Raw genomic sequence first — 13,871 nt, 5'->3', positions numbered from 1 at the left:
CAAGAAAAGCTTGAAGACAATAAAAGCCCACAACCGTATGCAAGTTGCAAATAACGGTAACAAAACCCAAGTTGTATCGATTCACCCGTTAAAGTGCGAATAACAGTACTAACTGCTTAATGTTAACTCACAGTAATGATTGAATTTCTAATTCAATCATCTACAAAAGCTGTAAAACAACCAGAAGATACATCAATCAAAACTGACTAATTGACCACCCAAGTGAGCAATTTTTTCAGCGGCCAAGTCGGGATTAAGATATCCTGCGACTTTCGTTAACGCATCGGCGCGCCAAGCAAAAGAAGCTCTCACACTAACAATACGCTCGCTTTCAGCATCGACGTTCGTATCGGCAACATTGCCAGTTGGCAGTAATAGTGCAGGATAATCATGACTTAAGGTTTGTGAGACCCGTGAGCTGGCGAGCGCCATATTGCTAACGCAGAGCTTTTGGCTCGCTCCTAATGGACCGCGGCACACTACATTTAAAGATGCACTGCCAAAAACTTTTAAATCGCCACCCGCATTGACCCAACCTCCGCTCACGCCAGCGCGACGCAGCTCACTCACTGCCATATCAACCGCATAACCTTTAGCAATACCATCTAAGGTTAACATTAGCGGTCTAGCTAATCGCGCTTGATTACCTTTTATTTCAATATCTTGCCAGTCACCTTGCAATAATAATGGCATACCAAGGTAAGCAGGCAAAGCGCCGCGAGACATCATTTCGCCGCCAACGGTACAATTGAATAAGTTGTTGCTCGCCTTACCCAGCCCCTTAGCCAACTTGAGCACTCGTAAACTATCTTGGCTTAACGTTACCCAAATTCCCGGCTGCCGATTTAACTGATTTAACTCGCTGTCCTGTTGATGGAAGCTCAGCAACCGCCCAATATGGGTCACACGCGAAAAAGCCGCGCTAATAGCCGCTTCCAATGCTTTATCTTTAAGTAGTACCTCACCGCTTTGATTTGGCAGTGACTCGGCAGCGATTTCCACCAGCGTTCCGAGTAATGGCTTAGCGCGACGTATCATGATAATACCCACTGTGGTAGGAAGATTTGAGGGATCAGCAATAAACGCTTCATCCAGTTAAATTTAAACAAAGCACTAAGAGTAATTAACATAATTTGTGCGGATTCTATTAAAGTCTCTACTTCAATACAAATTGTTGCCATTAGTTTTTATGGGGATTTTAGATGCTTGAAACTGTTTTACATTTAAAAACAATAGATTGCTTATTAAGGTTTTATTAAAGTTATTTGACTTATCATTGCTATCACAACGCTGCACAAGCGAACTAAGTCAATACGTCCCCAAATGAGCCCTATTGATTAATGCCACTCATCATTTACGCTATTTATGCTGTCTTACCCACCAACAACTCAAACTAAATGGAGCAATAAATAGCCGGCTTACTCCATCACACCAGTCATCCGCTTAAATTTTACGCTATTCCATTCAGTTGAAATACACGCTAAATCAGATATAAACCCTCTAACTCAATCTAAATGAAAACAGGTAAAGTATTGATTAGTAATTAAAATAAAGACTAATTTTCATCTTATACAACCTATTAATAACCTAGCGATCACAACGGAAGTAAAAACATCTAGACGTCTAAATTGACAGGTTATCAGGGATCAAATATGCTTTGCCTCAAGTTGCTAGGATACGATGCCGCGGCAACACTGAATTTAAGCGAGTTTGACTGCCAAGGATCCTGCGGAAAAACCCTAAGCGAAAGAGAGATAACATTTGAGCAATCCAACAGCAGCACAGCACAGCCCGGCATCTTTTATTGCCCTGTTGCCATTATTTGTTTTCCTTGGTCTTTTCATTGGCGCGGGTGTGTATTTCCAAAGCCAAGGTGTCGACTTTGCCTTCTATCAATTACCCAGCGTTATCGCTATTTTACCTGCAATCATTCTGGCGTTGATTTTATCAAAACAGAAATTAAATCAATCGATTGATACCTTTATTGGCGGTATTGGTCACAGCAATATTATTGCAATGTGTTTAATTTACTTACTTGCAGGCGCCTTCGCTGCAGTCGCTAAAGCCACTGGCGGCGTCGATGCTACTGTTGCCCTTGGTTTATCGTTAATCCCATCGAACCTGTTACTACCTGGTTTCTTCGTGATTGCCGCTTTTATCGCAACGGCCATGGGAACCTCTATGGGGACAATCGCTGCTGTCGCTCCCATCGCCCTAGGCGTAGCCGACCAAGCGCAAATCGACTATGCACTGATGGCGGGAGCCGTGATGTCTGGCGCTCTATTTGGTGACAACTTGTCGATTATTTCCGATACCACAATTGCAGCTACGCGCACCCAAGGCTGTGATATGAAAGATAAATTTCGTGAAAATTTGATTTTCGCTATCCCCGCATCACTGCTAACTTTAATCGCCTTTGTATTTGCCGGACAAGGCCAAGCAGAATTAGCAACGCAGAATATCGATCTTATTAAGGTCATTCCTTATCTGACCATTTTGATCTTAGCTGTGGCGGGTCTGAACGTATTTGTGGTCTTGACCTTAGGTATCTTATTAGCGGGCGCAACCGGCCTGTTTACTATGGATTACGGCGTGATCCAATTCGGTAAAGATATTTATGCTGGCTTTAGCAATATGCAGGAGATTTTCATTCTATCTATGCTAGTGGGTGGTTTAGCCGCACTCATGCAGCAGCAAGGTGGTCTCGCCTTTGTGAGTAAACAGATTGAAAAGCTGATCACTCGTTTCTCCAAGGCGCAAGGTGAAGCTTCATGCCGCGCTGCTGAGCTAGGCATGGCAGGTATAGTCGCAGTGACTAACTCTTGTGTGGCTAACAACACAGTTTCTATCGTGGTGACGGGTGATATTGCAAAAGACTTAGCAGAGAAACATGGCGTGAGTCCAAAACGTGCCGCCAGCATACTCGATATTTTCGCCTGTATTATCCAAGGTTTAATCCCGTATGGTGCACAGGCACTCTTAATTGCTTCGACCTTTAGCATCACGCCATTAGCAGCGGTATCACACGCTTGGTACTGTATGATTTTAGCCGTAGTGGCTGTTGCGATTGTAATTTTCCGCAAACGACACTAAATGATATTTGAGTCGCATGAGTAGAATCTAACGTTTATGACAAGGAACGCACTAGGCGTTCCTTGTCATTTTAAAGCCCTCTTTTGGCGAAAAAGCATTAACTCGCTTGCCTTCATTAAACAATTCAGGCAAGTTACCGCATTCAATGTGGTCATATCCCGTCAGTATATTTTTAGTCTCCATGAATCCTCTTTATCACCAAGAACCAAGTTATTACGATCTACATCGTCTTATTACATGGTTGATTGTAGGCGCAGCCTTTATTAGCGCTTCTGGAGTTTTAATTGCTATTTATGCTGAATATCAAAACGTTGGAGTTCAAGTCTTACAAATACGAGCTGATTTTTTAGGTAACTATATCAACTCACCCCTCGCTTATGTGTTTAATTTAAGCTTATTGGCTGCAGGGCTCTGCATACTCATTTCAATGACCGGGCTCTACTTACTAAAACTGGATACGTTCAGCCAATGCATAGCACTTACAGGTGCTTGGGTAGGAGTCTCTGTGATTTTGATGGGAATATTCCCCATTAATTTTTTGAGCATACACAGAATAGTTTCAACGAGTTATCTATTAAGCACCCTCATCTTACACAGCCTTGTGATTATAGCGGGGATAGTGCCTCGGTTTATTTGCCCAAAGCCACTGTTCTATTTGAGCCTGATCAGCTTTTGTAGTGCCGTGAGTTTAACCCTGCAATTAGATTGGACAATATTGGATTTCCCTCCCTGTATGCCCCAAACACACTTTTGTACTGTTTCAGCCAATATGTGGCTCCAAACTAACTTGAGTATTATTTGGTGTTTAAGCCTAGCCTTTGCAATGCGGCGCCTATCAAAAATACTGTATCATCGCGCCCAAGAACGCCAAATACTTTAGGGTAATCTATGCGCTTAGCAAAATACCTCGCCCAGTGTGGCATAGGCTCACGCCGTGAAGCCTGCCGTTTGATTGAGGCCGGGCGCATCACACTCAATGGCGGTATCGTCCGCCACGCAGATCCCATCTGTTTCGACGAGTCATTAAACTGCCTCGACCGTATTGAGTTTGATGGCAAACCTATCACTAAAGCCGAAACACTCGCCTATTGGGTATTGAACAAAGCAGTGGGCACGGATTGCCGTCTGCTTGAGCAGGATGAAACGAGCCTCATACACCTACTTCCCAAAGCACCAAGACTCTACCCCGTCGGCAGACTCGATAAGGATTCCCGCGGCCTGTTGCTGTTAACTAACGATGGTGAGCTGACCCATAAACTGATGCACCCCAGTTTTGCCCACAACAAAACCTACCATGTGCGCCTCGATAGAGCATTTGCTGATGATTTTATTGAACAAATGGCCAGTGGAGTGCGTTATAAAGACCTGCAAACCCTGCCCTGCCAAGTCCGCCGCCTCAGTTCGGACAGCTTTGAAATCGTGCTGACTCAGGGACTAAATCGACAAATTCGGCGTATGGCCAGCGCCTTACGCTATAAGGTTATCGACTTACAACGCGTCGAGCTAATGACGCTAAGGTTAGCGATAGAGGCGGAAGACTCTTGTACTGAAGCAGCATTAGCAGAGGGAGAAATGCGACCACTCACACTAGATGAAATTGCAACGCTAAAAGCCGCGCTGGCAATAATATAGGCGGTTGTATGCCTCACCCTAGCGGCACTCAGAGAAGTCTTGCGCTCTTTTCACATCAGTCTTTAGTATCACTGTAGCCACTTCGTACGATGTGCCTTACTGTTCTTAAAAAGTGGGAGCATTACCAAGTGTCGCACTATTTTGGTGATAAGACGTATTTGGCGATAAGAGGTAGACAACTCTTTCATTGCTAGAATCACATCCGTCTCATTTCTCTGCATATTTTACAATCCTACCTATACTTTTAATTCATATGAAGCGAATGGATTTGCCTTATGCTGAAAAAGTGCTTTTTTACCATAATGTTGCAGTTGACGATTGTGAATGCGATGGCGGAAGAAAACTCCCCGTATACCTGGTCGAATGCCCTTACACTGGAGTCTGTCACCAATCTTAAAGGAGGGATCGCAGAGGGAACACGCAATCTCGCAAATTTGGATTTAACCTTAGCGATCGATACGCAAGCTGCCAATTGGTCGAATAATGGCAACATCTTTATTTATGTCTTAGGTAATTATGGAAAGGCGCCCTCTGATTTGACTGGCGACTTACAAACCATTTCGAATATTCAAACCGATAATCATCTTAAACTCTATGAATTGTGGTATGAGCATAGTTTTGCAAATGGCGCGGTAAATTTATTGGCAGGCCTGCATGATTACAACTCAACCTTTTACACACTTGAATCTGCGGGACTATTCACAACGTCATCTTTTGGTATTGGTCCAGATGTCGCTCAAGTAGGCCCTTCCATTTTTGCGACAACCGCGGTAGGAGTTCAACTAACACTTGTTGGTGAACATCAATATCTCTTACTTGCGACATACGATGGCATTCCCGGCGATCCTGAGCATCCGCATGGTACTCACATTAAATTTAAACAATCTGATGGTTTATTCAATGCCATTGAATGGGGAATAAAAAATGAACATTCCTATAAATTTGCCATCGGTGCATGGCACCATTCTGCAGAAATAGAAAATCCCGTTGACGAGAATATCAGTGATTCAAATAGCGGTTTTTATTTAATTGGCGAAAAGAATATTAACGATAGATTGACCGCTTTTTTCCAATATGGACGAGCTGATGCCAGTAAAAATCAATTAGCATCCTATCTAGGTATCGGGTTCACTCTAAATAATATTTGGTTTGAAGAAGATACCATTGGTTTAGCCTATGCTTCTACTCAAAATAGTTCGCCATTCTTACGCGTAAATACTGATTTACTCTTCAATGAGAATATTTTAGAGCTGAGTTATTTATGTCCAGTCACATATTCAGTGAGTATGCAAGCCAGTTTGTACGGTATTGATAATCCAAGTATGTCATCAGTGCTAGATAACGCATTAGCATTTGGAGTGCGAGCTTATATTGAATTTTGAGCTAATAAATTAATCGTAGATGACGCTGTAAAATTAAAGTTTGTGGATCTATTAAGGATTTTAGGGACAGCATATGAATATTAAACAATCAATTATCGCGGGTTTAGTGGCATTTTTAATATCTATCGGTATTAATACCTATGTGGGTTACTCAGCGACAGTACAAATGTCAAACATGCTAACCTACATCACAGGTCCGGCTTGGAATACGGCCGATGGTGCCATGGAGGGGCAGATAGAGCTTGAAAAACAAATTATTGTTATTAACCGTTTACAACAAAAACAAATTGATCCAGCCGCAGCTCGAACTGAAATGGATGCCGCCATTGAAGCCGCAGAAGAAGCCTTAGGGCGAATGAAATCACAAAACTTGATAGAGCCTCAGCAAGTTAACTCATTAAACCATCGTTTAGAGAGTTTTAATCATATCCGCGAAGTCATATTTTCAGCCTTGCAAAGCGGAGATGTACCAGAAAATGATATTAAACAATTTAATCAACAAATAAGTGAACTGTTAGCATTTATAACCAGTTTAGAGGAAGCTGCTGATAGTAAGGTAGAGGGGGAATCTAGCCAAATTGATTCCATTGTTACCAGTGCAAACACAAAGTTAATATTAGGTTTTATCGCCTCAGTGCTTGTCGCTGTATTTGTGTATTTCATGGCGATCAAATTAATATTGACCCCGATAGCGGTAGTAACGGATAAGTTGGCTGATTTAAGCATAGGGTCTGGCGATTTAACAGTGCGATTACCCAATGCCAATGCAGAAACTGAAGTTGGACGCTTAGCTGACGCATTTAATGGGTTTATACAAAAATTACAAGCCTTGATTAGTAAAGTCCAACTCAGTAATCACTCTCTCATCACCGCTAGCACGCAAATAAGCCAGTCCATTACCACAAGTTCACAGGTTGCTGGCGCACAGTTACAAGAAATAACTCAAGTTGCAGATGCAGTAGAAAAAATTTCTCACTCCCTCAATCAAGTAGGTGACTTCGCTGAGGGTGCAAATAAAGCCTCTGAACAAGCAGTCTCAAGCACTTATACAGGTAATCAGATTGTCGTTTTGGCTCAACAAGGAGTCGCTCTCGTTGCCAGTGAGGTAGATAAAGCCTCACAAGTCATTTCAAGTTTGGTTGCCGACAGTCAAAATATCAGCGCCATGTTAGATGTTATTCGAAGTATCGCAGAGCAAACCAACTTGCTAGCACTCAATGCAGCTATTGAAGCCGCGCGTGCAGGAGAAACTGGGCGCGGTTTTGCCGTAGTCGCGGACGAAGTTCGCAACCTTGCATCGAGGACACAGGAATCCACCAAATCCATTGAAATCATCATCACGAATTTATCTTCCGGTTCAGCTAAAGCTGTAGATGTAATGAATAGTGCACAGAAGCAAGCGTTAATGATAAAAGAACGGATCGGAGAAACTTCTGATGCGTTTGCAGATATCATCCGCGTTGTTGATCAAATAAAAATCATGAATGGAGATATTGCCCGCGCTTCAGAAGATGAAAAACAAGAGATGGCACATATAACTTACAGCATTTCAAATATTCTAAAACAAGCCAAAATAAATCAGCAAGCGGGAGAGTTAGCACAAACATCACAGCAACATCTGGAAGAACAAGTGGAGATGATTGAGGGGTTACTAAAGCAATTTAGAACCTAAAGTTACTGCGCTCTAGGAATAAAAAATAGCGATAAACATTATGAGTCTATCGCTATTTTATTGTCTTGTAATTCCTGCGTGCTAATCGAACAAAAACACGCTTAAATGCAGCTCATCTAAATCGTCCTAAGCCACAGTATTCAAGATGCGGCAATGGATTACTTAACGATTTCCATCTCAGCTAATAAATTGTCGGCATGATCTAAATACTTCATTACCCACAGCATATAACGGCTGTCGACATGAATAGAACGGTTAATCTCGTTATCAAATGCCCAACCGCCGATAATGCTTTCATACACACCGTCGAACAATAGGCCCACTAATTCAGCACGGCCGTTTAAGGTCGGTGAGCCAGAATTTCCGCCAGTAGTATCTAAAGTTGATAAAAAGTTTACTGGTACAGAATCTATTGATTTCATATAGAAATCACCATATTGCTTCTGCTTAATCAGCTCTAACTCTTTCTTCGGTGCATCGAATGGGTCAACACCCGTGTCCTTTTGCACTATGCCTTCAAGGCGAGTGAATGGCACGGCCACTAAACCGTCTTTTGGCGAATAGCCTTTCACATGACCAACCGTGACACGTAAGCTTGAGTTAGCATCGGCATACACTGGCTTACCTTGCTCTAGGTTGTAAGCAATAATGGCATCCATATATTGCGGACGCACCTTCATTAGTTCACCCGCTAATTCTTTTTCTTTCTTTTCTTCGGCCATATCTGTGTCATACATAGCGACAGCGAATTGAATGAAAGGATCTTTAGAGGCTTTAAAATCGGCAACGGATTTGTCCATCCACGCCAGACGAACGTCTTTCTTACCTAACTCAGTTTTGGCGTACATTTTATCTAAGGTTTTCGAAAGCTTAGCTTCACTAAACTTTTTATCGATACCAAAGGCTTTATCCAATGCGGGTAGGCGCTGATCTTCTGGCAGTGCGGCGTAGCGTTTTAGCATGTCGAGCAATACCGCTTTATCAACGCTTGGCGCATAACGACGGTCAATACGCTCCATGCTGGCTTTTAGACGTGTCATATCACGATCTTGGAAGCCCGGTTCACGCTGCATATCTGGCAGTTGTTTCTCGTTCGCGAGGCGATATAAGCTGCGCGCCGTCGGCAACATAGTCGTGCTGCCTATGTAGCTTAAGATCATGTCACGCTCTTGATGCGTCTTGCCTTTGGCAATCAAGGCATCTAATTCCGCTAAGGTTTTACCGTATTTCGCTTCACGACTGCTGTCTTTGGCTATCCACGCCGCCAGCTTAGCTTCGAGGGCTTTACGGTCGGCCAACATGGTTGATTTGCCGTAAAACTCGATCATAGAAGTGAAGTTTTTCGCGTAATTTGCAAGGCCAGCAATTTGACTCTCGTACTTAATACGCTCGTCGCTGCCCTCTGGAGCGGTTTCTTTAATGATCTCTATAAAGCGTTCACGCAGCATTTTGCCTTCGGGATAAGCCCACTCAAACTCATTTTGAACTTCAGTGGCTGTGCGATATCTGTTGGTGCGACCTGGGTAGCCTGCCACCATCACAAAATCCCCCTCACTCACGCCTTTAGCCGATACTTTTAAGAAACTTTTTGGCTCATAAGGCACGTTGTCAGCACTAAATTCTGCGGGTTTACCCGCTTTAGATACATAAGCACGGTAGAAAGAAAAATCGCCTGTGTGACGTGGCCACATCCAGTTGTCTACGTCGCCGCCGTATTTACCCACGCTCGCGGCTGGGTTATAGACTAAACGCACATCACGGATTTCCAGTTGTTTAACCAGATAATATTCGAGACCACCGTGAAAGCTATACACTTGGCAACGGTAACCATCTTCTTTTTCACATTCAGCAACTAAGGCTTTTTCTTGGCTTTCAACGCCTTGATAGAAGGCGCTGCCCACTTTACCTTCAAGCCCGTTTTTAACTCGCTCAGTGACATTAGTGACATCTTCAGTCACATAGACACGTGAGCCAGGGGTCGCAGGTAATTCATCGGCGAAGGTCTTAGCTAAAAAACCATCCTGCAGCAGATTTTTCTCAGGAGTGGAGTTGTATTGAATCGCCCCATAGGCACAGTGATGGTTAGTCACGACTAGGCCCTTTGGCGATACAAATGATGCAGTGCAACCGCCGAGGCTTATCACGGCATTCATCGGGAATTCGGTGAGTTTAGAAATCGATTTTGCATCAATTTCAAGGCCTTTTGCTTTCAGCTCATCAGCCATAGCAGGCAGTTGATGGGGCTGCCACATACCTTCGTCAGCCTGTGCGCCAAAACTAGCGGCCACGGCAACTGTGAGTAACCATTTTTTCATTGTGTTAAGTCCGTTTTATGTGAATGAAGCCACGCGCAAGCTGGGCCATTTTCTCGTTTTAATAGCGTTGTTTTAATTTTAAATAACTGTGCTAAAACCCAGCATCACTCGCTTTAAAACCTAAAAAGCAAAAAGTCAGGCCGGGGCCTGACTTTATCACATGCGACACACTCTATAACAGACTCTGAAAAACTCGCTTACAAAGCAAATACATTTAATCAAAGTTACCCAGATGTATTCGCTAAAAAGCCCTCATCTATCGCAATGAATTAGATCCCAACAAATAGTTGGGCACCCACAATCACGGCACCTAACAAGCCTGCAATGACTAATGCAACAGATCCGCCAGACACTTGATAACCACCCAGCTGCGACTGACGTTGACGCAGTGCCATAACAATTGGCAAGAAGATAATCATCACGACCAATGGTACGGCCGCAAATCCCAGTACCGCCACAAAGCCTTCAGGCAAATACAAGGCACACAAAACAGGCGGAATAAAGGTCAGTAACCAAGTTTGAATACGGCCGGCAAACGTTTCTTTGGCGCGAGTTAATTCGGCGATAAAGTCATATAAACTTAAGGTCACACCGAGGAATGAAGTCACTAAGGCTAAGTCAGCGAATAATGAAATACATTTGCTGATCCAAGGCGTATGAGCAATATCCTGCAATGCCGTGACGAGTGAAGGTAGTGAACCTTCAAAACTATTCACCTCATATCCGCCTACTGTGCCTAAAGTCACCAATAACCACAGAACATAACAAGCAAGTGGGATAGTCGAGCCGATTAACAACACTTTACGCAGTGATACCGCATCGCCATCGAGATAACGAACTAAAGTGGCGATACAGACGTGGAAACCAAACGAAGTAAACACCACGGGAATTGCCGCCATCCAATTGCTGGTCATAGACTCGGCAATCGCGCCAGTTGCCATGCTAGCAATACTGACTTCGGGCAATAAAAATAATACCACCACCACGAGCAATAGAATCATTAACGAAAATAGGAAACGTGACACTTTATCGACCCAAGCAACACCTAGCGCCGCAAAGCCACCGAGCACCAGTGTAAATAACAACACTGCGACTTGATTATCGAGCACGATATCGAACATGTTCTTCGCTTTAAGCACTAATAACGAAGAGCCGCCGGTGAGATAAGCCGCGGTCAAGGCAAATAATAAACTCAGGAAAGAAGCACCTTGAATTATTTGACCTTTTTTACCCAGTAACTTACCCGTAATAGCATGCACGTTATCCCCCACGCCAGTGCGTAAGTTAATTTCGAGCATAAGTAATGAGGTATAGGCGGACACGCCCCAAATAACGACGAGTAACACTAAAGCAGGGATAATACCTAAAGCCGCTGTGGCTAAAGGTAACGCTAACATACCTGCGCCAATGGCCGTCCCGGCAACGATGGCGATCGAGCCTAACATTTTTGAATTCACACAATAGTCCTGTTCAATAATTAATTATTATTTTATTTGAGTAAGATTTGAACCGATAAAGCCTTGCGTCTTAAATCGAAATAAGCGACACATCACTTAAAGCATCCAATCAGATCTCGACCTAGCAGATCAATTGGCCCCAATAGCTTTTGAATGTTTCAACCCAGTAGCCATTGAGGCTAACTAAATCGATTATTGAAAAATGGCATGACTTTCAATTGTGATAGCCCAAATGAATGTACCGATATAAGCATCGATTAAATAGATAGTTTGGGACATTAACAGAGCCAAACCCAGTGGGCAAGCCAGTTGTGAACAAAGAAGGGTAGCAAACGATACGGTAACAACTTAATAGCGCTGTGATAAACGAAAATATACAAGCCAACAAAATCGCTACCTTTGTTGAGAATATATCGGATGCAGCATTGAGCTTAAACCGAGGTAAAGCGCATCTTTCACCATCGAGAGCATGCAAAATATGGGCTTAAACACACGGATATGTTTAAGCCCAATGACACCTTTTTGAAGCTAGGTTAGCTCAAAAAGTTAATTTACAGCTCAGTCCACGCCATAGCCCAAGAAGCGCCAACACCTGGCTCAAATCCTGTGGCAGAAGCCGACCACTGCACGCAATAGCCGCTATAAGGGAATGGCTTACATTGATACACTTTGCCATTTTTAGGCTGTAACACTGTAGTACCTGCAACGTAACCTTTCACGCCTGCTGGGAATACAAAATCAGCTTCTGGTGCAGGAGCTTGATCCTTTAAGAAGAGATCAAAGTTCTGCTGAATAACATCACCTTGTTTAGGCTCAGCTTTTACCTGCAAATGATAATGCCCAGCTTTAGGCTCAACGACGTCTAACACTAAGCTAGCACTGGTATTGTTAACAGTTTGGCTCACAAAACCTGCCGCTGTGCCATCATGGCTAAACAAATACGCTGACACTAGCATCTCGGCGTTACTGGTCACATCAAAGCTGACCTTCGCCGCACCATCGATAATTTGATAATCGTCGGCAAGTGAAGTGACTTCTAAGCTGTTGCCCGGAGCAGGAGCTAAATCAAATCCCACTTCGACACGCTCAATACCTGAGTTTTTCGCTGTAAAAATGTCGTTTTTGCCATACACAGGCTCAATCACACCCGATGCATTTTTTTGTCCCGCTTTTAACTGGGACTGCTGGGCGTTAATCGCGCTCGCTAATAGGAAAGGCCAATTTTGTTTATCACCTTGAGTCGCATCGCTAATGGTAATGACTGTTTGCTTAGCCGCTTGCTCACCATTGGCGTCAAACACCCGGGTCATCACTTTATCGCCTGCTTTTAGATCGAGTGACGGATTGATATCCCCCACATCTTGCCATTCACTCGGCACAACAGGACCCGAGCCCAAGTTCACATCGATAGCATTATAGAAACTATTCGTCGTATCTCCCACTTCCCACACGGCCAAGATCACTTGATAACCACTGCGACCTTCTGGCACGTAGCAGTCATGGGTCACTAACTTAGGCGGCTGTTCCATACCACCATCAACTACGCAAAAGGGTGCTAAGTCAAAGCTCGCTCGGCTCAAAGCTTGGTTTGGGTTCCAATCTTGGCGAGTTAAATAGTAACGCCAATTACGGGTGACATGATTTGCTGTGAACTGCCAACTGAACTTATTCCAGCCCGCTTTAATATCCGTCTTTGCCCAACGGCTCGGACTTTGTTCATCCAAAGGTGAAAAAGCACCATTGCCAGCGCTCGCCAGTTTGCCATCAGCAGGACCTGATTCAGGAAAACCCGATGGCCCCTCAACACTTTGCGGCTCCCATTGCACCGCGCCACAATTGGCATTTTTACCTGTTTTACAGGCATATGAACGCGATTCAGGTGCCACAACATAACCGTGCGCCTGCGCAGAGATACTCACAAACGCATTCGTCGCCATTACTGCCGCGGCCAATAAACTCAATTTAGAAATAGGGGAAAAAACAGTAGGATTTGCCACTTTAATGCACTCCATTGATTGCCTATCATCCTAAACATAATGATAGGCTTAGATATAAAAGTGGTATTTGGGCAAACAACAGCATTAAACAGCAGTCGTTTATCTTTCACAGAAATCGAATTCTGCGGCAACTCCGCTTCTTAGTTCACTAAAAAATCCATTTACAACCTTAGACCGGAAGCTTTGCGTCCTAACTTTTCAATTAGTTTGCCAAATACAGTCGTTATCATTGAGTCACTACGAGTTAACAGTATGTAACTAAGTAGAAATGACTTGGCTAAATTAGCAACAAAAGACAACGTTGTCAAAAAATAATTCATTTA

9 protein-coding genes and 1 riboswitch are annotated in these 13,871 nt (G+C 43.6%); of the genes, 5 read left to right on the top strand and 4 right to left on the bottom strand.

The genetic code is table 11. From position 1 onward, the window contains the following. Positions 1–192: 192 nt before the first annotated feature. On the bottom strand, positions 193–1,038 hold the full coding sequence (locus tag AAA952_RS11630; RefSeq protein ID WP_263203119.1) for an FAD:protein FMN transferase: 846 nt from the start codon (positions 1,036–1,038) through the stop codon (positions 193–195). Positions 1,039–1,761: 723 nt separating this feature from the next. Between AAA952_RS11630 and AAA952_RS11625 the strand changes: the two genes are divergently transcribed. From AAA952_RS11625 to AAA952_RS11605, 5 genes are all read left to right on the top strand, one after another. Next, positions 1,762–3,093, top strand: coding sequence for a Na+/H+ antiporter NhaC family protein (locus AAA952_RS11625; protein WP_105250033.1), 1,332 nt, complete (start codon positions 1,762–1,764; stop codon positions 3,091–3,093). 181 nt (positions 3,094–3,274) lie between these two features. Beyond that, positions 3,275–3,973 (top strand): hypothetical protein, encoded by a 699-nt coding sequence (locus tag AAA952_RS11620; RefSeq protein WP_338257341.1) that lies wholly within the window; start codon positions 3,275–3,277, stop codon positions 3,971–3,973. Positions 3,974–3,981: 8 nt separating this feature from the next. After that, on the top strand, positions 3,982–4,725 hold the full coding sequence (locus AAA952_RS11615; protein WP_338257174.1) for a 23S rRNA pseudouridine(2604) synthase RluF: 744 nt from the start codon (positions 3,982–3,984) through the stop codon (positions 4,723–4,725). Positions 4,726–5,000: 275 nt separating this feature from the next. Beyond that, positions 5,001–6,107, top strand: coding sequence for a carbohydrate porin (locus AAA952_RS11610; RefSeq protein ID WP_338257173.1), 1,107 nt, complete (start codon positions 5,001–5,003; stop codon positions 6,105–6,107). Positions 6,108–6,180: 73 nt separating this feature from the next. Beyond that, complete coding sequence (locus tag AAA952_RS11605; protein ID WP_338257171.1) at positions 6,181–7,779, top strand: methyl-accepting chemotaxis protein; 1,599 nt, start codon at positions 6,181–6,183, stop codon at positions 7,777–7,779. A 158-nt stretch (positions 7,780–7,937) separates the two neighbouring features. Here AAA952_RS11605 and AAA952_RS11600 read toward each other — a convergent pair whose 3' ends face one another. The 3 genes from AAA952_RS11600 to gbpA all read right to left on the bottom strand — a co-directional run bounded on the left by AAA952_RS11600 (position 7,938) and on the right by gbpA (position 13,548). Then, on the bottom strand, positions 7,938–10,094 hold the full coding sequence (locus AAA952_RS11600) for a S46 family peptidase (protein ID WP_198572959.1): 2,157 nt from the start codon (positions 10,092–10,094) through the stop codon (positions 7,938–7,940). 269 nt (positions 10,095–10,363) lie between these two features. Continuing rightward, positions 10,364–11,539: an aromatic amino acid transport family protein gene (locus tag AAA952_RS11595; RefSeq protein WP_173248682.1), complete on the bottom strand. Its 1,176-nt coding sequence runs from the start codon at positions 11,537–11,539 to the stop codon at positions 10,364–10,366. 563 nt (positions 11,540–12,102) lie between these two features. Next, positions 12,103–13,548: an N-acetylglucosamine-binding protein GbpA gene (gene gbpA / locus AAA952_RS11590; RefSeq protein ID WP_168824930.1), complete on the bottom strand. Its 1,446-nt coding sequence runs from the start codon at positions 13,546–13,548 to the stop codon at positions 12,103–12,105. Between the two features lie 123 nt (positions 13,549–13,671). Then, positions 13,672–13,770, bottom strand: a riboswitch (cyclic di-GMP riboswitch). Positions 13,771–13,871 lie beyond the last annotated feature (101 nt).

This window comes from Shewanella sp. M-Br (assembly GCF_036245925.1).
GTDB classification, from domain to species: Bacteria; Pseudomonadota; Gammaproteobacteria; order Enterobacterales; family Shewanellaceae; genus Shewanella; species Shewanella oncorhynchi.
This window is presented reverse-complemented; position numbering and strand designations above follow the sequence as displayed.